Annotated in this window: 17 protein-coding genes; 11 read left to right on the forward strand and 6 right to left on the reverse strand. The window is 64.1% G+C overall.

Going from position 1 to position 20,182, the window contains the following annotated elements:
* Positions 1–5: 5 nt before the first annotated feature.
* The 4 genes from EV688_RS14420 to rfbB are packed head-to-tail and all read left to right on the forward strand — an operon-like array spanning position 6 to position 3,774.
* Positions 6–932 (forward strand): branched-chain amino acid transaminase, encoded by a 927-nt coding sequence (locus tag EV688_RS14420; protein WP_117319144.1) that lies wholly within the window; start codon positions 6–8, stop codon positions 930–932.
* Positions 911–1,816, forward strand: a complete 906-nt coding sequence (locus EV688_RS14425) for an alpha/beta hydrolase (RefSeq protein WP_240624419.1) — start codon at positions 911–913, stop codon at positions 1,814–1,816. Before EV688_RS14420 ends, EV688_RS14425 begins: the two co-directional genes overlap by 22 nt.
* Position 1,817: 1 nt before the next feature.
* Positions 1,818–2,717, forward strand: coding sequence for a dTDP-4-dehydrorhamnose reductase (gene rfbD / locus EV688_RS14430; protein WP_338065956.1), 900 nt, complete (start codon positions 1,818–1,820; stop codon positions 2,715–2,717).
* Positions 2,704–3,774 carry a dTDP-glucose 4,6-dehydratase gene (gene rfbB / locus EV688_RS14435; RefSeq protein ID WP_240624418.1) on the forward strand — a complete coding sequence of 357 codons (1,071 nt, stop codon included), beginning with the start codon at positions 2,704–2,706 and terminating at the stop codon, positions 3,772–3,774. The genes rfbD and rfbB overlap by 14 nt, the downstream gene beginning before the upstream one ends.
* Before the next feature lie 3 nt (positions 3,775–3,777).
* Here the strand turns inward: rfbB and EV688_RS14440 are convergent, their stop codons facing one another.
* From EV688_RS14440 to rfbA, 4 genes are all read right to left on the reverse strand, one after another.
* A complete protein-coding gene (locus tag EV688_RS14440) occupies positions 3,778–7,458 on the reverse strand; it encodes an EAL domain-containing protein (RefSeq protein ID WP_240624428.1) in 3,681 nt (1,226 codons plus the stop codon).
* 5 nt (positions 7,459–7,463) lie between these two features.
* Positions 7,464–8,405 carry an ABC transporter substrate-binding protein gene (locus EV688_RS14445; protein ID WP_165876894.1) on the reverse strand — a complete coding sequence of 314 codons (942 nt, stop codon included), beginning with the start codon at positions 8,403–8,405 and terminating at the stop codon, positions 7,464–7,466.
* A gap of 123 nt (positions 8,406–8,528) precedes the next feature.
* On the reverse strand, positions 8,529–9,077 hold the full coding sequence (gene rfbC / locus EV688_RS14450) for a dTDP-4-dehydrorhamnose 3,5-epimerase (protein WP_117319141.1): 549 nt from the start codon (positions 9,075–9,077) through the stop codon (positions 8,529–8,531).
* Complete coding sequence (gene rfbA / locus EV688_RS14455) at positions 9,067–9,975, reverse strand: glucose-1-phosphate thymidylyltransferase RfbA (protein ID WP_117319140.1); 909 nt, start codon at positions 9,973–9,975, stop codon at positions 9,067–9,069. Before rfbA ends, rfbC begins: the two co-directional genes overlap by 11 nt.
* A gap of 230 nt (positions 9,976–10,205) precedes the next feature.
* Between rfbA and EV688_RS14460 the strand changes: the two genes are divergently transcribed.
* Genes EV688_RS14460 through EV688_RS14470 form a run of 3 tightly spaced genes read left to right on the forward strand, consistent with a single transcriptional unit; the run spans position 10,206 to position 13,289 of the window.
* Positions 10,206–11,510, forward strand: a complete 1,305-nt coding sequence (locus EV688_RS14460) for a glycosyltransferase family 4 protein (protein ID WP_341539184.1) — start codon at positions 10,206–10,208, stop codon at positions 11,508–11,510.
* The gene (locus EV688_RS14465) at positions 11,497–12,210 is read left to right on the forward strand and encodes a class I SAM-dependent methyltransferase (RefSeq protein WP_117319139.1); all 714 of its coding nucleotides are present in this window, start codon (positions 11,497–11,499) and stop codon (positions 12,208–12,210) included. The genes EV688_RS14460 and EV688_RS14465 overlap by 14 nt, the downstream gene beginning before the upstream one ends.
* Positions 12,207–13,289 (forward strand): prenyltransferase/squalene oxidase repeat-containing protein, encoded by a 1,083-nt coding sequence (locus tag EV688_RS14470; RefSeq protein ID WP_117319138.1) that lies wholly within the window; start codon positions 12,207–12,209, stop codon positions 13,287–13,289. The genes EV688_RS14465 and EV688_RS14470 overlap by 4 nt, the downstream gene beginning before the upstream one ends.
* Positions 13,290–13,294: 5 nt before the next feature.
* Here the strand turns inward: EV688_RS14470 and EV688_RS14475 are convergent, their stop codons facing one another.
* Positions 13,295–13,912 carry a class I SAM-dependent methyltransferase gene (locus tag EV688_RS14475; protein WP_117319177.1) on the reverse strand — a complete coding sequence of 206 codons (618 nt, stop codon included), beginning with the start codon at positions 13,910–13,912 and terminating at the stop codon, positions 13,295–13,297.
* A 116-nt stretch (positions 13,913–14,028) separates the two neighbouring features.
* On the opposite strand from EV688_RS14475, the gene waaA reads away from it, so the two are divergent.
* Positions 14,029–15,321 carry a lipid IV(A) 3-deoxy-D-manno-octulosonic acid transferase gene (gene waaA / locus EV688_RS14480; protein WP_117319137.1) on the forward strand — a complete coding sequence of 431 codons (1,293 nt, stop codon included), beginning with the start codon at positions 14,029–14,031 and terminating at the stop codon, positions 15,319–15,321.
* Positions 15,322–15,336: 15 nt separating this feature from the next.
* Here waaA and EV688_RS14485 read toward each other — a convergent pair whose 3' ends face one another.
* A complete protein-coding gene (locus EV688_RS14485) occupies positions 15,337–16,755 on the reverse strand; it encodes a TolC family outer membrane protein (RefSeq protein ID WP_117319136.1) in 1,419 nt (472 codons plus the stop codon).
* Positions 16,756–16,926: 171 nt separating this feature from the next.
* On the opposite strand from EV688_RS14485, the gene EV688_RS14490 reads away from it, so the two are divergent.
* Genes EV688_RS14490 through parE form a run of 3 tightly spaced genes read left to right on the forward strand, consistent with a single transcriptional unit; the run spans position 16,927 to position 20,126 of the window.
* Positions 16,927–17,373: a DUF1249 domain-containing protein gene (locus EV688_RS14490; RefSeq protein ID WP_117319135.1), complete on the forward strand. Its 447-nt coding sequence runs from the start codon at positions 16,927–16,929 to the stop codon at positions 17,371–17,373.
* A 14-nt stretch (positions 17,374–17,387) separates the two neighbouring features.
* The gene (gene cpdA / locus EV688_RS14495; RefSeq protein ID WP_117319134.1) at positions 17,388–18,215 is read left to right on the forward strand and encodes a 3',5'-cyclic-AMP phosphodiesterase; all 828 of its coding nucleotides are present in this window, start codon (positions 17,388–17,390) and stop codon (positions 18,213–18,215) included.
* A 21-nt stretch (positions 18,216–18,236) separates the two neighbouring features.
* Positions 18,237–20,126, forward strand: coding sequence for a DNA topoisomerase IV subunit B (parE, locus tag EV688_RS14500; RefSeq protein ID WP_117319133.1), 1,890 nt, complete (start codon positions 18,237–18,239; stop codon positions 20,124–20,126).
* The last annotated feature ends 56 nt before the right edge of the window (positions 20,127–20,182 follow it).

Here is a 20,182-nt window from a genome sequence, read left to right on the forward strand (position 1 = left end):
CGGGCATGAGTTTCGCGGATCGCGACGGAACAATCTGGCTGGACGGGGAAATGGTCCCCTGGCGAGAAGCGAAAGTGCACGTGCTCACGCACACGCTGCATTACGGGCTCGGTGTTTTCGAGGGCGTGCGCGCCTACGCCACAGCCGATCGCGGTGCCTGCATATTCCGTCTGCGCGAGCATACCGACCGCCTGTTCAACTCGGCAAAAATCCTGCGCATGCCCATGCCTTTCGATAAGACCACGCTGCTTGAGGCACAGCGCGCGGTGGTGCGGGAGAATAATCTTGATGAAGCGTATCTGCGCCCCATGGCCTTTTACGGCTCGGAAGGCATGGGACTGCGTGCCGACAGCCTGAAAACCCATGTCATGGTGGCGGCCTGGGAGTGGCCCTCGTACATGAACCCGGAGGCCCGTGACCACGGCATCAAGGTGCGCACCTCCTCGTACACGCGACACCACGTCAACATCACCATGTGCAAGGCCAAGGCCAACGGCAATTACATCAACTCCATGCTGGCCCTGCGCGAGGCCCTGGATTCCGGCGCCGAGGAGGCGCTGATGCTCGACAACGAGGGCTATGTCGCCGAGGGCAGTGGGGAGAACGTCTTCGTGGTGCGCAAGGGCCGCATTTTCACGCCGGACCTGACATCCTGCCTGGATGGTATCACCCGCGATACGATCTTCACGCTGGCCGCCGAGCTGGGGTATGCCATCGAGGAGCGACGCATCACCCGCGATGAGCTGTATATCGCGGACGAGGCTTTCTTCACCGGCACCGCGGCCGAGGTCGTTCCCATCCGTGAGCTGGACGGCCGGGTTGTCGGCAGTGGGTCGCGGGGACCACTCACGGAAAAGCTGCAGGCCATGTATTTTGACTCCGTGCGTGGCAACCGACGGCAGAACAGCGAATGGCTGACGCCGGTCAAATGATGTCCGGCGACTCTCCGGCCACGGGCGGCGAAACCTCGTCGGGAGAGGGCACAGCGGCGAGGCTGGTGGAGAACCGCCTGCAGGACGGTATTTTTTATCGCCACTGGTCCCCGCCGGCCCCCGTGGCAGTTCTTCTGCTGGCCCACGGTGCCGGTGAGCACTGTGGCCGCTACCGGGCGTTTGCCGAGTATTTTTGCGCTCGCAACATAGCCGTTGTGGCACCGGATCACCGCGGTCACGGCGAGTCGCCGGGCCCGAGGGCCCACATCCGCCGCTTCAGTGAGTTTTTTGCACCGCTGGACGTCCTGTTCGAGCAGATACGGCGCCAGTATCCGTCGTTGCCCGTATTTCTTGTCGGCCACAGCATGGGGGGGCTGATTGCGGCCCGGTATCTGCTGTCGCGTCAGGCCAATTTCGCCGGTGCGGTGCTGTCCGCGCCGGCGCTGGAGGTGCCGGATCCCCCCTCACCGATCGCGATCTGGGTGAACCGCCTCATTTCCCTCGTGTGGCCGACCCTTGGCGTGATGCAGCTGGATGCGTCCGGTATCAGCCGCGACGCGCAGGTGGTTGCGGATTATCGTGCCGACCCACTGGTGCACAGCGGCAAGTTCAGCGCGCGCCTGGTGACGGAGCTCTTCGGCGCCATGCAGGATGTCGTGCGCGGACGGGACACTATCCGCCTGCCACTGCTGGTCATGCACGGCGACGCCGACGTCATGACCGCCGTGGACGGCTCGCGGCATTTCGCTGACGGGGTGGGCAGCAGCGATGTGACGCTGAGAATCTATCCGGGCCTCTACCACGAGATATTCAACGAGCCCGAACGTGAGGCCGTCCTCGACGATCTGTACGACTGGCTGCGGGCGCACGGCGTCGACGGCTGACATGTTGCGCGTTCTCGTTACCGGGGCCCACGGCCAGCTCGGGCGCGAACTGGGTTTCAGCGTGCCGCAGGGTGTCGAATGTGTCGCCCTCGAGCGTGACGCGCTGGATATCACCGATGCCGCGAGCATTGCCGATGCGCTGTCGCGGGTACGCCCAGCGGCGTTGATCAACGCCGCTGCCTATACCGCGGTCGATCGCGCGGAAACGGATCGCGAGGCTGCCCATGCGGTCAACGATGTCGCCGTGGGGCTGCTGGCGACCGCCTGCCGCGAGCGCGATATCCGGATGCTGCATGTCTCCACGGACTTTGTTTTCGATGGGGCCTCAGGCCGGCCCTACCAGCCCACAGACACCACCGGCCCCCTGGGCGTCTATGGCGCCAGCAAGCTGGCCGGTGAGACGCGCCTGCGCAGCGGTGATGCGGGTGGCCTGGTGCTTCGCACCGGCTGGGTATACTCACGCCACGGCGGTAATTTCGTGCTGACCATGCTTCGCCTGATGGCCGACAAGAGCGAGCTCGGCGTGGTGGCAGATCAGGTCGGGACGCCCACCTGGGCGCGCGGCCTGGCCACGACGCTGTGGGCTTTTGCGGAAAATCCCGATCTCTGTGGCATTTACCACTGGAGCGATGCCGGCGTCTGCAGCTGGTACGATTTTGCCGTTGCCATCGCAGAAGAGGCCTGTGCCCTCGGACTGCTGCAGCGGGCGCCGTACATCCTGCCCATCGCCACGACGGATTACCCGACAGCGGCACGGCGCCCGGCCTGCAGCGTTCTGGACAAGCGCGATACCTGGCGCGACCTGTCGCTGCAGCCGCTGCACTGGCGCGCGCAGCTGCGCAGGATGCTGCAGGATCTCAAAAACCGGAATCCCGAGGACAGTTCCCATGACCGCCACTAGAACGCTGATGGTCACGGGTGGGGCCGGCTTCATCGGCGCCAACTTTGCCCACTACTGGATGACGGCCCACCCGGAGGACACGGTCATTGTCTATGATGCACTGACCTATGCGGGCAACCGTGCCAGCCTGGCCGCGCTGGAGCCGGCCGACAACTTTCATTTCATTCACGCGGATATCTGCGATCGGGAGCGGGTGGTGGATTGCCTGAAAACCCACGCGGTGGACACGATCGTGCACTTCGCGGCGGAGAGCCACGTCGATCGCTCCATTACCGGGCCGGATGATTTCATGCGCACCAATATCCTCGGCACCCATACGCTGCTGGAAGCGGCCAGAGCTGTCTGGCTGGCGGGCGATGGCAGGCCACACCGCTTTCACCACGTGTCTACCGATGAGGTCTATGGCTCTCTTGCGGCGGGCGAGGCCGCCTTCCACGAAGGGCATCGCTATGCGCCCAATTCGCCCTATTCGGCGAGCAAGGCGGCGTCTGATCATCTGGTGCGCGCCAGCCACCACACCTACGGCCTGCAGGTGACCACCAGCAACTGCTCGAACAATTACGGCCCCTATCACTATCCCGAGAAGCTGATTCCTCTGTGCCTGACCAATATCCTTCGCGGACGCGCGCTGCCGGTCTATGGCGACGGCAGCAACATCCGCGACTGGCTTTACGTCGAGGATCACTGCCGCGGTATCGATAGCGTGCTGGAAAGCGGCCGTGTCGGCGAGGTCTACAACATTGGCGGCAATAACGAGTGGAACAACCTGGATATCGTGCGGCTGCTGTGTGACGCATTGGACGCGCGCTTCTTCGCAGACAGTCAGCTGGCTCAGCGCTTTCCCGATGCTCCGGCAGCACGCGGTGGCGCCGCCCGTGACCTGGTCACCTTTGTGCCGGACCGTGCCGGCCACGACTGGCGCTATGCCATCGACGCCGGCAAAGCGGCCAGGGAGCTGGATTACTCGCCGCGGGAGACCTTCGAGAGCGGCATCGCGCGCACGATCGACTGGTACCTCGACCACACGGCATGGTGGCAGCCACTGCTGCAGGCCTGAGCGTCAGCCTGACCCCATCGCCGCATCCCGACCGGAAGCGGTGTCCGCCGGGAAGGCCCGTGACGGTTGCCAGTCCTTCAGCCAGTTGATGAGTTCCTCCAGCGGCATCGGCCTGGCGAAGGCATAGCCCTGGGCGACTTCACAGCCGAGGGCGCGCAGCAGGCGGCAGTGCTCTTCGGTTTCGGCGCCTTCCGCGACGATCTTGATGTCCAGCGCCCTCGCCAGCGACACGATGGCGCGCAGGATGGCGATGTCCGCGCTCTCACTGGTCATGTTGCGAACGAAGGTCTGGTCGATTTTCAGGGTGTCGATGGGCAGCGCCTGCAGATAGACCAGTGACGAATAGCCTGAGCCAAAGTCGTCCAGGGCAAAGTGCACGCCGAACTCGGCACAGGCGCTGATGACCTCGGCGACATCGCGGGTATTCTCCAGTGCACTGGTCTCCAGTATCTCCAGCTCGAGCTGCCGTCCTTCCAGCATCGGGTGCGCCAGCAGGCGGCGGCGGATGCTCTCGGCAAAGCCCTCCACCAGCAGTTGCGGCGGTGAAATGTTCACGCTGACCGAGAGGTCGGTACCCGACTCTGCAAGCAGGCTGAGGTCGCGCAGGGCCTGGTCGATGACCCAGTCGCCAAGCTCGATCAGTACGCTGTGGTTTTCCAGGGGTATCAGGAAGCGGTTGGGTGGCAGAAAACCCCGATCGGGATGCTGCCAGCGTATGAGGGCCTCGGCACCGTGGATCCTTCCGGTGTTGAGGTCAACCTTGGGCTGGTAGTGAAGCCGGAATTCGTTGGCGGCAATCCCCCGCCGCACCTCGTTGACCAGCTGGTGCTTGTCTTCCAGCAGCTGGTTGCTGGCCTGGTCGAACAGACGGAAGCAATTGCGACCCTCCGTCTTGGCCTGGTACATGGCGTGGTCTGCCTGACGCAGCAGCTGTTCGGCGTCCAGCTCGTTTTCTCCCAGGGGATAGTGGCTGATGCCAATACTCGCTGTGGGACTGAGCACCTGGCCATCGATAGTGACAGGCTCGGTCGACAGCGCCAGCAGGCGCTCAACAATGGGCAGGCAGTCGGTTTCCCGCTGCAGATCACTGAGAATGGCGACAAATTCATCGCCTCCGATTCTCGCCAGTGTGTCCCCCTCCCGCAGCGCGACGTGCATGCGCGCCGCGAGCATTTTCAGCAGCTTGTCACCCACGTCGTGGCCGTGGGTGTCGTTGACCTCCTTGAAGTTGTCGAGATCGATGTACGCGACTGCCACCAGGCGGCCCCGCCGCTGGCACTGCTGCATGGCCAGCTTCAGCGATTCCACGCCCAGCGCCCGGTTGGGAACACCGGTCAGCGCATCGTAGTAGGCCTGGTGCTCCAGCTCCGCCTGCTGGTGCTTGAGCAGGCTGATGTCGGAAAATACCGCAATGTAGCGCGCCACCTCACCTCTGCCGTCGGTGACGGTATTCACCGAGAGCATCTCGTGGAAGTGCGCGCCGTCCTTGCGCCGGCTGGTGCGTTCGCCGCGCCACTTGCCGGCGGTGCGCAGCTCATCGAGCATCCGCTCGTAGAAGTCCTGATCGTGCGCACTGGAGCGCAGAATGGCCGGCGTCTTCCCTTTCACCTCGTCGGGGGTATAGCCGGTGATTTCGCTGAAGGCGCGGTTGACGTTGATAATGCGCCACTCGGCATCCGCAATAATGATGCCCTCGGCCGCGGTCTCGAAGACTTCTGCTGCCAGCTGCAGTTCGTTTTCCGCGTTCTTCATGCTGCTGACATCGGCAAAGGAGACGACAATCCGGGAAATACTGCCTGCACTGTCCAGCAGCGGACGGATATTCATCAGTACCCAGGCGGTCGCACGGGTTCCCTCGCGAGACACGCCGAGCGTCAGGTTGCTGACAGCGCGGCGTTGTCCCAGAACCTGTGACACCGGGTCGGAATCCCTGCTCACCTGAGCGCCATCCTTGTCACAGAATGTCCAGCCGAAGTCCCGGAGCTCGCGGCCAATGACATCCCTGGCGCTGACACCGAAGAACTCCGAAGCCATGGGGTTCATAAGCTGTATGCCGCCGGCACCGCCATAGACAATGATACCGCCGGCAAAACTGTCGAATACGCCCTGCAGCAGCTCCGCGCTGGCGCGTGCCTCACGGTCCTTGGCCTCGAGCAGCGCTTCGGCTTCGCTGCGTCGTACCGTGCGCCAGAGCTGTGCCGACAGGAGTTCGACCGTCTTCAGGTCCTGCGCAGAGTAGGTCGTGCGTTTGTTGCCCACGCCCATGATGATATCGCCGGAACCGGGCTCTACCGGCGATAGCAGCAGCCGTTCCATTGCCCTATCCGCACCGGGCAACACCTGCCTGTGAGCGGTGCGGTGATAGTCATTGAGTATCAGTGACTGTGCGCAATCGCTGCTCTCTGCCCACCCGCCACCGGCCAGCAGCGGTTCACTCTGTAAAGACGCTGACGCGCTGCCGTCGAGTGTTTCGGCGTCCAGCGCATAGGCTTCGATCTGCTGACTTTCACGGTCTATTGTGTAAATGCCGGCGAAGTGACTGCCGGTCAGCTGGCGGATCACGCTAAGCTGAGTGCGCACGAAGGCGCGGATGTCCACCGGATCAATGTCGGTGGGCATGTCGCGCAGGGCGCGCTCGCGCCGCGCGTTGAGTTTTTCCTGCTGAAAAAGAGCGCGTATGCGCCGCGTGTAGACCATCAGGAAGCCCGCAAACAGGAACGCCGCGATAGTGATGCTGACCCACAGCAGCATGGTCAGGGGTTCGTTTCTCCAGATGTCGAGCCAGGAAATGCCGGAAGTGCGATGGTAGGGGGGCAGACCCAGTTCGGTGAGAATGCGATGCACTGGCGCGTAGTTCGGTGCGAGGGAAAAATCGCCGTACAGACCACTGATCTCGCGCCGACGCACATCCAGTAGTATCTGCAGAAGCGCATCGGTCTGGCTGCCCGTGAGGCTGGGCAGACCGACAAGCGCCCAGCCGGGGTACAGCTGTGTGGACGTTGCCACGGGATAGGCAGACAGGTTCTGCGCATTGATCACTCGCAGGGCGTCTGCACCAAATGCCTCTTCGGCGATCAGCTGTTCGAGGATCACGGTCTCGATGAAAGCGACATCGACCTCTCCCGCGAGCAGTGATGCAATGGCGTTGCGGTGCGAGCCGGTCTCCGTGATCTGCAGGGAACCCGGCAGCTGTGGATCCAGCAGATGCAGCTCATAGAGCGGGGCAGCATAGCCACCAAAGGAGTCGCGACTGGTGATGCCCACCCGCCGCCCGCGCAAATCTGCGAGTTCGCGGATGTCCGTCGCGTCAGCACGGGCCAGTATCACGCCGCCAACGCCGCCGACGCGGCCGCCCGGAACCTTGGCCTGGAAAGCCACGAGGGGACGTGTCCGCTGATCGATTTGCTGGGCCTGGGCTGTCTGGTAGGGATTCAGCAGGGCCGCGTCCAGCTGACGGTTGCGGATTGCCTGCATCAACTCGTCGGGCGGCAGCGGATGCAGGCTGATCCAGTCAATCCCCGAGGCCTGAAAAAATCCACGCATGGCGGCAATCTGTTCCCTGAACGCGGAGGACGAGCGTTCCATGCTGATGCCGAGGCGAATGTGCGTCCCGGGTGCGTCCTGCGCGGCGGCCACCGTGACCTGCGCGGTCACAAGGAGCAGCATGGCGATGATGCGACGCATCCCGATCACTCTGGCAGCTCCGGTAGATACGCTGGATCCAGCAGGCCGGCGTTGCCCTGTGGTGAGTTTGTCACTCCGGCGTTGACGAACAGTTCATTGATGCGACCTACGGCGGCAGACAGCGGGGAATCTCGGTCGAAATAGCCATGCTGCCTGTCGAGAGTGGGGATCACCACATGGCGCAGTTCTTCCTCGGTGACCCATACGGGATTCCCCCGCAGGCTCGCCAGGCGATAGACCGTATCGACCGGGTTGTCGTGGACGTGTGACTGCGCTCTCAGAATCGCGCTGACCAGGTTCGCCAGCGCCTTTTTCCGCGTTTTCACCGCATCACTGCGAACCGCAATCACATCGAAAATGAGTTCCGGGGTGTCCCGGCTCGACAGCAGTGTCACGGCACCGATGTTGCGCAGGGCGCGGGCGTGGGGCTCGTAGGTCGCCACCGCGGCGATATCCCCTGCCTCCCAGAGGCCCGGGAGATCCGCGGGCGTTGCTTCCACCAGCTCGATGTCCGAGAGCGCGAGGCCGCCGGAAGCCAGGGCCGCGGTCAGCATGAGCATATTGGCGCCGGATGTCTGCAGCGCGATGCGCGCGCCGCGCAGGTCCGCCACCGAGTTGATGCCCGGCCGCACCAGCAGGGAGTCGGCGCCTGAGGAGACATTCATGACGGCGACGATGGTCAGCGACAGCCCCTGGTCGAGGCCGCGTATGACTTCGTCAAGGGTCAGGCAGGCCGCCTGCAGTTCGCCGCTGGCGAGCCCCGACAGCGATTCCGCAGCGGATTCCCGGGGGATCAGTTCCACTTCCGGACCAATCCACCCCCACTGCCTTGCCATGGGAATGACGTCGTAACCTATCCAGCTGCGGATACCGACCTTGAGCGGCTCCTCGGCGCATCCCGACAGCAACAGTAAAAGCAGCAGGGCGGCCAGACTGCCGCGCCGCATCGTGAATGTTGCTTCCGGCGATGTTCCCCTCATCCTCCGTTCATACCATGGTCGGGTGTTGCTGAACAGGGACCTGTTCCCCGGTGTGACGCGTGTCCACATCTGCCGCCAACTGGCGGCTCATCAGCCAAGGAGCGGCGCCTCGGCGAGGGCCAGTCCATGGCGGTCCTTGTCCGAGAGTGTCGGGCCCCGGCCGTTTATCAGTGGCCAGTCGATAGCGATCGCCGGATCGTCCCAGGCCAGGGTGATCTCGCTGTCGGGATGGTAGCGATCGGTGCACTTGTACTGGAAGTCGGCGCTGTCTGATATCACGTAAAACCCGTGCGCGAAGCCCGGGGGTATCCACAGCAGGTGATGCTCGATATCGTCGAGTACAGTGCCGAACCACTGGCCGAAGGTCGGTGAGTCGCGGCGTACGTCAACGGCAACGTCAAAGACGCTGCCCGCTGTGACGCGCACCAGTTTTCCCTGGGTGTGTCGGGTCTGGTAGTGCAGGCCCCGAAGCGTGCCGCCCTCGGAGCGGCTGTGGTTGTCCTGTACGAATGACAGCTCGAAACCGGCATTGCGGAAGGTGTCGGCGTTCCAGCTTTCGAGGAAGAACCCCCGCGCGTCGCCGAACACCCGGGGTTTCAGCAGATAAACGCCGGGCAGCGTTGTGGCTTCAAAATTCATTCAGCATCACGCCGTCGTCGCGCAGCAGACCCTGCAGATACAGGCCATAACCGCTTTTCTCGAGGGGAGCGGCCAGCCTCTCCAGCTGTGCCGCGTTGATATAACCCATGCGGAAGGCGATTTCCTCCGGACAGGCAATTTTCAGCCCCTGTCGCTCCTCGACCACACGGATGAAGTTGGCGGCGTCGAGCAGCGAGTTGTGGGTTCCGGTGTCGAGCCACGCCGTGCCGCGACTCATAACCTCGACCTGCAGATCGCCGCGGGCAAGATACGCCTTGTTGACGTCGGTAATTTCCAGCTCGCCCCGCCGCGAGGGTGTGATACCCGCGGCGATATCGAGTACGTCGTTGTCATAGAAATACAGCCCGGTAACGGCGTAGTTGGAACGCGGCTGTGCCGGCTTTTCCTCGATGTCCACGGCGGTACCGTCGCTGCTGAATTCCACCACGCCGTAGCGCTCGGGATCCTGCACGTAGTAGGCGAATACCGAGGCTCCCCGATCGCGCGCCGCGGCGCTTTTCAGGCACTGCGTGAAGCCGCCGCCGTAAAAGATGTTGTCGCCAAGAACCAGGGCGCAGGGGGCCTTGTCGATAAAGTCCGCGCCCAGAATGAATGCCTGGGCGAGGCCGTCGGGGCTCGGCTGCACCGTGTATTGCAGGGAGATTCCCCACTGGGAGCCATCCCCGAGAAGATCTGCAAAGGCGCGCTGGTCCCGGGGCGTGGTAATGATCAGTATGTCGCGTATCCCCGCGAGCATGAGCGTGGCGAGGGGGTAGTAGATCATGGGCTTGTCGTACACCGGCATTAGCTGCTTGCTCACGGTGCTCGTGAGCGGGTGTAGCCGGGTGCCGGAGCCACCCGCGAGAATAATGCCCTTGTATGCTGTTTGTACTGCCATTTATACCGCCATTGCGCTGTCAACCTGTCTCGCCGTGGTCAGAGTATATCTTCTGCTTGTCCGTGCTGCGATCACCCGAACTGCGTTGTGCGTGAATTCCGTTACCGCGATTGATAATATTGTGCGCCTCGTGAAAAACCCCTTTCGCCGGGCCCTTCGGAGACGTTGTCATCACACAGATTGAACCCATTCAGGACGCAAGCCTGCCGGTGGACGGGGTTTCTGCGGCTGTGCTGCGGCGCGACACCGCGGCACCGATGCCGGGTTCAACGCCAGGCGGTGCCCTCGCGGTTGCCGGTTTCAGCGCGCTGTCCATCGCACTGCTCGGTTACCGCTCACAGCCCTTTGGCGGCGGGCAGGGCATTTACCTGAAGTATCTCAGCAAGGCGCTGGTTGATGCGGGGCATCGCGTCGATGTGATCTCGGGCCCGCCCTACCCGCACCTGGATCCCCGGGTGCGGCTGATACCGTTGCCGAGCCTGGACCTGTTTGAAAACGGCCTGCAGTCCCTGCGCCCGCGACATCTGCTCTCCTACACTGACACGGTGGAATGGCTGAGCAAGCTCACCGGCGGATTCGCCGAACCGTACACCTTCGGCCGACGCGCCCTGAAGTACCTGCGTCGCCACGGCCATGAGTACGATCTGATCCATGATAACCAGAGCCTGAGCTATGGCATGCTGGCGCTGCAGGCGGCGGGCCTGCCGCTGGTAACCACAGTGCATCATCCCATTACCAACGACCTGCGTATTGCGCTGGATGCGGCCAACAGCGTCACCGAGCGCCTGCTCGTGCGCCGCTGGCACCGTTTTCTTACCATGCAGACCCGTGTCGCACGCAGGCTGCAGCACGTCATTACGGTCTCGGAGTGCTCGCGACGGGATATTGCGCGTGATTTCGGCCGACCGGTGGAGCAGGTGGATGTCGTTTACAACGGGATTGATACGGCAACGTTCCGCCCGCTCGAGCAGGTGAAGCGCGAGCCACTGCGCATCATGGCGACAGCCTCCGCCGACGCGCCACTCAAGGGCCTGCGCTACCTGCTGCTGGCCTTTGCCGACCTGCGGCGACAGTACCCCGGCCTGGAGCTGCTGCTGGTCAGCCGGCCGAAGCCGGGGGGAAAGACGGAAAGGCTTGTCGATGAACTGGGGCTGCGCCAGGCCATTACCTTCGTCAGTCACATCAGCACGGAGGACCTGGTAACGCACTATGCCCGGGCCACGGTTGCGGTAGTACCCTCGCTTTACGAGGGATTCGGCCTACCCGCGGGAGAGGCCATGGCCTGCGGTGTTCCCGTAGTGGCGACGGACGCCGGGGCCCTGCCCGAGATTGTCGGCGATGCGGGCCTGCTGGTCCCTGCAGCAGATGCCGGTGCGCTGGCGCAGGCCATCAATGCCCTGCTGCGCGATCCCGCCCGTCGCCGTGCACTCGGTGACGCGGCGCGCCGACGGATTGTCGAGACCTTCAGCTGGGATGTGTGTGCCCGCGACATGGTCGCCTATTACCGCCGGGTGCTGTCCCTTGCAAACCGTTGACCGATGCCACTTTCCCCTGCTCCCCGGGCAGCGGGTGCTCGATCTGGGCTGTGGAGAGGGTCGCCACGCCGTAGCGGCGCACCTGCACGATGGGGCCGATGTTCTCGGTATCGATCTGTCCCTCCCCGACCTTCTCACGGCGCGCAGCAGGCACGGGGAATTCCGGCGTAACAGCGATGATGCGATGTTCGCGCTGGCCAATGCCAGTGCGCTGGCTCTGCCTCTGGCGGACGACAGTCTCGACGCCGTTATCTGCAGTGAAGTGCTGGAGCACATCGAAGATTACCGCGCTGTGCTGCAGGAGATACGCCGGGTGCTGCGCCCTGGCGGCCTGCTGTGTATCAGCGTTCCCCGCGCCTGGCCTGAGCGTATCTGCTGGTGGTTGAGCCGCGCCTATCATGACGTCCCCGGCGGCCACCTGCGTATTTTCAGCAGACGTCGCCTGCAGGCGGAAATCACGGGGATGGGCTTTGCCTGCTATTACCGGCATGGCGCCCATGCGCTGCATGCCCCCTACTGGTGGCTGCAGTGCCTGTTCTGGCGTACCCGCGGGACGAATGCCCTGATACGCCAGTATCATCGACTACTGGTCTGGGACATGCTCGATAAGCCCAGGGTCACGAGAACCCTCGAACGCCTGCTGAATCCCTGGATGGGCAAGAGTGTGGTCATGTATTTCCACAAGCGTGTTGCCACATGAGTGGCCTCTACCTCGGGCCCGGTCTTTATCCCGAGCAATTCCTGCGCCCCACGGTCGAGTTCCTGCTGCAAAGCCAGCGCGGCAGCGGCGATATTCCCTGGTTCGAAGGCGGTCATACCGACCCCTGGGATCACGTGGAGGCGGCGATGGGCCTGTCCATCGGTGGCGAGCTCGCGGCGGCAGAGCGGGCCTATGCCTGGCTGCAGGCGCGACAGCTGGACGACGGCAGCTGGTGGGCAGCCTATCGCGGCGACATTGCCGAAAATCGGGGACGCCGGGAAACCAATTTTGTCGCCTATGTTGCCGCGGGCGTCTGGCATCATTACCTGATCAGCGAGGACCGCGAGTTCCTCCTGCGTTGCTGGCCGATGGTGCAGCGGGCCGTCGCTTTCGTTTTGGCACAGCAGACAGAATACGGTGAGATCCACTGGGCCGTGGACGCCGCCGGCCGGTCCCTCGAGGATGCCCTCATTACCGGCTGCAGCTCCATCTACAAAAGCCTCGAGTGTGCCATCAATATTGCCCACGCCGTGCGCAGCCCCCGGCCCGACTGGGTTCTGGCGCGCAGCCGCCTCGGTGCGGCGCTGCGTGAGGCCCCCGAACGTTTCGATCGCACCTGGGCGTCCAAGTCCCGCTACTCGATGGACTGGTTCTACCCGATTCTGACGGGGGTCCTGCAGGGCGGCGCCGCCCGCACGCGTCTTGCCGCGCGCTGGGAGGCCTTTGTCGAGACCGGCCTTGGCTGTCGCTGCGTCGTGGAAGAGCCCTGGGTCACGGTGGCGGAATCCTGCGAGCTGGTCATGGCCCTGCTGGCGGCGGGTGATCATGCCCGCGCGGTCGAACTCTACAGCTGGCTGCACCGCTGGCGCAGCAGCGACGGTGCCTACTGGACCGGCTATCAGTTCGTCGAGGATCTGCTCTGGCCGGAGGAGAAGCCGACCTGGACTGCCGCTGCAATCCTGCTCGCCGCCGATGCGCTGACCGGACACACCGCGGCCTCGACACTCTTTACCCGGGTGGACCTGCCGGCGTCTGACGCCGCGAGGCATCGCGCCAACCGCAGCAAGCCAATCCTCTGATTCCCTCAGTGGCGGCGCAGAATCCGCAGACTGCCGCTGCTGTCGACAGACTCGAACAGCCCCGAGGCCAGCGCCAGCCGGTACACGGTGATCGGTGCCTGCCCACCCTCCGCGGCATCGGGATAGACGTCGTGGATGGCAAGGAGCCCGCCGGTGCTGAGTCGGGTTGACCATGCCCGGTAGTCCGCCAGCGCGGCGTCCAGGCTGTGGCCGCCATCGATGAAAACGAGCCCGAGCGATCCCTGGAAGCACGCGGCGAAGCGTCCGGCGGGAGCCACCACCGGTATGACCACGTCCTCAAGGCCCGCGCGCTGCAGATTGCTGCGAAATTCATGGAAGGTATCCAGCGTTCCGCTGCGCGGATCGACCAGCCCGCTGTCGTGAAACATTTCACCGGGCTGGTGTTCCTCGGACCCGCGATGATGATCCACGGCGAAAACGTGGCCGCCCGCGTCGCGACAGGCCAGGGCAAGATACAGCGTCGAACGGCCGCAATAGCTGCCGATTTCCAGCAGCGGCCCGTGTGCGCAGGCGGCCTTGCCGTGGTGATACAGGGCCTCGCCTTCATCGATCGACAGGAAGCCCTTGACGCTGTCGACGGGTATGGGCAGTTCTACGGTCATCTGGCGGTCCACAGCAAGTCCGGAAAGCGGCGCACGCTAGCGCCTTTGCGGAAGGCTGGCAAGCGCGACAGCGCCTCGTTATGCTGGCTGCCCGACGTTGTTTCCCGGTAAGCCCCATGCGCCTTGTGTACAGCACGGTTTTCCGCCTGCTTCTGCCCCTGGTGTTTCTGCGTCTGCTGTGGCGCTCGCGTGCGACCCCCGCCTATCGGCGGCGCTGGGGTGAGCGTCTCGGGCTGGCGCCCGGCAACGAGAGTCGTGCGGCGCGCCCTGATCCGGGCCCCGTGCTGTGGCTGCACGCTGTGTCGCTGGGCGAGACACTTGCCGCCCGTCCGCTGGTGGAGTTCCTGCTTGCCGAATATTCCGGCACCCCCGTGCTGGTCACCACGACAACGCCCACCGGCTCGCATCAGGTGCGTGCACTGTTCGGCGAGCGCGTGCTGCATGTCTATGCACCCCTGGATACACCCGGCGCCGTCGGTCGATTCCTGGCCCGGCACCGGCCGCAGCTTCTGCTGCTGATCGAGACCGAACTGTGGCCCAACCTGCTGCATGGCTGCCGTCAGCGGCATTGTCCGGTGCTGCTGGCCAATGCCCGTCTGTCCGAGCGCTCTTTTCGCGGCTATGCCCGGCTGGGTCAGTTCGGCCGCAGACTGCTGTCGTGTGTCAGCCATGTGGCCTGTCAGACGCAGGACGATGCCAGCCGTTTCGCGGCCCTGGGCGTGCCTGCCGATCGTCTCAGCGTGTGCGGCAATATCAAGTTTGACCTGGATGTCGGCGGCAGCCTGCCGGGGCGGATTCAGGCACTGCTGGCCGAGTGGCACTGCGCCGGGCGCTTCATTTTTGCTGCAGCGAGCACGCATGCCGGGGAGGATGAAGCCGTGCTGAGGGCCTTTGCCGCCCTGCGCCGGCAGGTACCGGATGCCCTGCTGCTACTGGTGCCCCGGCATCCCGAGCGGTTCGAGGCGGTTCACGGCCTGTGCACCGCCGCCGGCTGGCAGACCTGTCGTCGCAGTCTTGGCGAGTCGCCGGGCGCGGATACCGCCGTGTTGCTGGGTGACACGGTGGGTGAGCTGCTGCTGCTGCTCGGTGCCGCGGATGTCGCCTTTGTCGGTGGTAGTCTGGTGCCGCGGGGTGGACACAACCTGCTGGAACCCGCCGCGCTGGGCGTGCCCGTGCTGTCCGGGGAATCACTGTTCAACTTCACCGCGGTGCGCGATCTACTGTTGGCCAGCGGTGCCCTGGCGCTGGTGGAGGACGCTGAAGATCTGGGGAAGGTTCTGTGCGAACTGGCGCGAGACCCGGCCCGGAGACAGGCGATGGGCAATGCAGGGTCTCTGGCGGTAGCGGGCAATCGCGGCGCCCGGGCGCAGATTGAGGCCCAGGTGCGGCGCCTGCTGCCGCCACGCTAGGGGTCTAAAGGGCGATCAGTTTCCCGACGAGGCGGTGGGTGGGGGTGGGCTTTCCAGTTCACTGTCGAGCGCGTAGATGTCCTCCGGACTCAGCAGGCCTGCCTGTTCCTTCAGGCGCAGCATGTTGAGTACGTAGTCGTAGCGGGAATTGGCGTAGTCCCGCTGCGCCGCGAACAGCGTGTTCTGCGCGTTGAGAACGTCAACGATATTGCGCGTGCCCACTTCGTAGCCAGCCTGGGTGGCATCGAGGGCGCTCTGTGAGGAGACGATGCTCTGGCGCCGGGCGGCAACCCGCGCCACATCGCTCAGCACCGTCATGTGCAGGGAGCGGGCATTGGTTACCGTATTGCGTGACAGGTTGATGCGCTCCTCGCGTGCGCCGATGAATTCCTGCGCGGCGCGACGTCGCTCCGCGCTGACGGCGCCGCCGGAGAACAGCGGCACCTCAAGAACCAACCCGAACGAGGTGTTCTCTACCTGGCTGTCCGGCGCGGCGTCGAAGGGCGTCGCCGGCACCCGATTCAGCGAACCCGTGGTTTCCTGGTCCGAGTAGCTCGCACGGCCGCGCAGGGTGGGTGCGTGCGCCATCTGGCTCGCCCTTGCGCTCTGGCGTGCCGCTTCCTCGGCGTACTTCGCCGCCTTCAGGTTGAAGTTGTTGGCCAGGGCAAACTCGACCCACGCCGAGCGGTCGAGCGGCTCGGGCTTCTTGATCTCGAAATCCTCATCGAGTACGTCAAGGTTGTTGTGCTCGCGACCGGTGAGAACGGACAGCCTCTCCAGCGCCACGTCGACGTTGTTCTCGTCAACGATCCGGTTGACCTGGGCCAGATCGTAGGCGGCCTCGGCCTCATGCACGTCGGTAATGGCGATCAGACCCACTTCGAAGCGCTGCTGGGTCTGCTCCAGCTGGCGCTCGAAGGCACGTTCCTGTGCTTTCGTGGCTTCCAGGTTGTCCTGCGCGCGCAGGACCGCAAGGTAGGCTTCGACCACCCGCAGGATCAGGTTCTGCTGATTGGCGGCGAATGTGGCTTCCGCCTGCCGCGTGATTTCCTTGCCCGACTGGAAAATGAACCAGGCAGGCAGATCGAAAATGGCCTGCTGCAGTGAGAAGGTATAGCCTTTGACGTCGGTATTGACCGTGGTCTCGGTATCGATAACGCCGACCTCCCCGGTATCCTGGTTGACGGAGAAGTTCTCCTGCTGGGCAATCCGTTCGTTGTTGGTGATCTCGTACGTGCCCGAGATCTGCGGAAGCAGCGCGGACAGCGCCGATTTCTCGGTTTCCAGAGTGGCCCGGTACTGCGCCTGCTCGGCACGGAGCTGGGCGTCGTTTTCCAGCGCCGTTTCGTAGATGTCCCGCAGTGAGTCTCCGCGGGCTGTCAGGGTAAGGCTCGCCAGCCCCAGGAAAAGGAAAATCGCCGCGCGGATAGGCATCGGTAGTGCGTCCTGTGAGTTCTGAAAAAATCCGGAAGCCGAGTGTAGCAGGACCGGCCATGCCGCGCATGTGCCGCAATTAACAAAACCGGGGGTGCCGCTGGCGCTGCCCATGACAGGTGTTACACTTCTGCGGCCTATCTCGGGAGAGAGCTCATATCTGCACCTGTTATGCATAGACAGCGCTACACTGTGGACCTGACCGGATTGCATGCGGTCTGCGAGGCGAACTACGCCCGCATGATGCGTGTTTTCCCGGCCTACGAAGTCAGCAACCGGACCGAGTTCGCGCTGCTTGACGAGCGCGTGTCGATCGACGTGATCGAGCGCAGTCGCTACACCACGATATTCCGCATCGCCTCGCGCCCTGTGGCCCGGGCCTGGCTCGCACCGCTGCAGATGGAAGTCCGCGCCTACCACGACGCGGCAATGCTTGAGGTCGGCTCCTTTCAGGCAAGCGGCACTGTCCAGGCACGCTACGCCTACCCGAATCCCGCCATGCACCAGCAGGATGAAAAAAATCAGCAGAACCGCTTTCTGGCGGACTGGCTGGAGCACTGCCTTGCCAACGGCCTCGCGAGCCTGCCCGACAGCCTCCGCCGCACACCTCAGGTATAACGCAGGTGGCCTCCATGTCCGGGCGCGCACGAGAGCTCGAGCACAGCGGTGACGTTGTACGGCTGGTGCAGATAACGGATACCCACCTGCAGGGCGAGGCCAATGGCAAGCTGCTCGGCATGGATACGGACCGCTCGCTGCAGGCGGTGCTCGACCTGGTGCGAAGCGAGCAGCCGGTCATCGACCTGGTTTTGGGCACCGGTGACCTGTCCAACCACGGCGAGCGTGGCGCCTACGAACGCCTGCTCGAGTATTTTGCCGGACTCGGTAGCCGGCACGTATGGCTTCCGGGCAACCACGATGACCGTAGCGTCATGCTCGAGGTAGCCGGCGAAAAGCGGCTTGCCGGCGAGATCCGCCTTGGCGGCTGGCAGATTATGCTGCTCGATTCACAGCTGCCTGGCCAGGTTGGCGGCCACCTCGGCAACGAGGAGCTCGCCCGTCTCGAAAGCGGGCTCGCGGCGGGACGTGCAGAGGGCCTTCACAGCCTCATCTGTCTGCATCATCAGCCGGTACCGATCGGCTGTACCTGGCTCGACCAGCAGAAGGTAGACGACGCGGCGGATTTTTTCCGTATCGTCGATGCCAGCCCTGCGGTGAAAGCCGTCATCTGGGGGCACGTCCACCAGCAATATGAGCGCCAGCGCGGTGCCGTGCGGCTGATGAGCACCCCCTCCACCTGCATACAGTTCCGTCCCGGGCAGCGCAATTTCTCCCTGGACGACTGCGCCCCCGGCTATCGCTGGCTGGAGCTGCACGCGGATGGCCGCGTGCTCAGCGAGGTATCGCGCGTCCGCGACGTCACCTTTGCAGTCGATCTCGGCTCCAACGGTTATCTGTAATTCTCCCTAAATGACCTGATTATGAGCGACTATACCGCGCAAGACATTGAAGTCCTGACAGGGCTGGACCCGGTGCGCAAGCGTCCCGGGATGTATACCGATACCAGCCGTCCCAATCACCTGGCGCAGGAGGTCATCGACAACAGCGTGGATGAAGCGCTGGCCGGCCACGCCAGCGAGATCGACCTTGTCCTGCACGCCGACGGCAGCGTCACGGTGACCGATAACGGTCGCGGCATGCCCGTGGACCTGCATACGGGGGAGGGGCGGCCCGGTGTCGAGGTCATCCTGTCCACACTGCACGCGGGCGGCAAGTTTTCGTCCAAGAGCTACGCCTTCAGCGGTGGTCTGCACGGCGTGGGCGTTTCCGTGGTGAATGCGCTGTCGCAGGAGCTGACGGTGACGGTGCGCCGCGACGGCAATGTCTATCGCATGCAGTTTGCCGGCGGCCACAAGGTCAGTGATCTCGAGGTGGTCGATACCTGTGGGCGGCGCAACACGGGCACCAGCCTGCGCTTTCTGCCGGATCCCCAGTACTTCGACTCCATCAATTTTTCCGTGCCGCGTCTGGTGCACGTGCTTCGCGCCAAGGCCGTCCTCTGCCCGGGACTCCGGGTGCGCTTCACGGATGAAAAAAAAGGCGAGAGCGAGGAATGGTACTTCGAGGATGGCCTGACCGACTATCTCGCGGACGCTACCCGGGGCTTTCCCTGTGTCCCTGAGGAGCCGTTCACGGGATCTTTCAGCGGCGCCGATGCCGCCGTGGACTGGGCCGTGCAGTGGCTGCCCGAGGGTGGCGAGCTGGTGGCCGAGTCCTACGTCAACCTCATTCCCACGGCCCAGGGCGGCACCCATGTCAACGGTCTGCGCAGCGGACTGCTGGAGGCGATGCGCGATTTCTGCGAGTTGCGCAATCTGCTGCCCCGGGGGGTGAAGCTGACGCCGGAGGATATCTGGGAGCGCTGCTGCTATGTGCTGTCCGCCAAACTGAGCGACCCGCAGTTTTCCGGGCAGACCAAGGAGCGACTGTCTTCCCGTGAGGCGGCGGGCTTTATTGCCGGCATTGCCAAGGATGCATTCAGTCTCTGGCTCAACCAGCACACGGGTGATGCCGAGCGTCTCGCGGAGCTGTGCATCAATACTGCCCAGCGGCGCCTGCGCTCCTCGAAGAAAGTCGCGCGCAAGAAGATCAGCGCGGGACCGGCGCTCCCCGGCAAGCTGGCGGACTGCTCGGGTGAGGATCCGGCGCGCTCCGAGCTTTTCCTGGTGGAGGGCGATTCGGCCGGCGGCTCGGCCAAACAGGCGAGGGACCGCGAGTTCCAGGCGATTCTTCCGCTGCGCGGCAAGATCCTCAACACCTGGGAAGTCGATTCCCAGGAGGTGCTCGCCTCGCAGGAAGTGCACAATATTTCCATCGCCCTGGGCATCGATCCGGGCAGTGACGATCTTAGCGGCCTGCGCTACGGCAAGGTCTGCATCCTGGCCGATGCGGATTCCGACGGCCTGCACATCGCCACGCTGGTCTGTGCGCTGTTCGTGCGTCATTTCCGGCCGCTGGTGAGTGCCGGTCATGTCTTCGTCGCCATGCCGCCGCTGTACCGCATCGACGTCGGCAAGGAAGTGTTCTACGCCCTGGACGAGAGTGAGAAGCAGGGGGTACTGGCGCGCATCGAGGCGGAGAAGAAGCGCGGCAAGGTTAACGTGCAGCGCTTCAAGGGCCTCGGTGAGATGAACCCCCTGCAGCTGCGCGAGACCACCATGGCGCCGGACACGCGTCGCCTGGTGCGCCTCGTGTTGGATGCCGGCGACGGGACCAGTAAGATGCTGGATATGCTGCTGGCGAAGAAACGGTCGGGTGACCGCAAGACCTGGCTGGAATCCAAGGGGGATCTTGCCGAGGTACTGGCCTGACTCCGGCGGCCGGGGCAGCGCAACCGCAGCCCGCAATCACAACAGGAGAAGCAGAC

Source organism: Chromatocurvus halotolerans, from assembly GCF_004340525.1.
In the GTDB taxonomy this organism is placed as follows: domain Bacteria; phylum Pseudomonadota; class Gammaproteobacteria; order Pseudomonadales; family Halieaceae; genus Chromatocurvus; species Chromatocurvus halotolerans.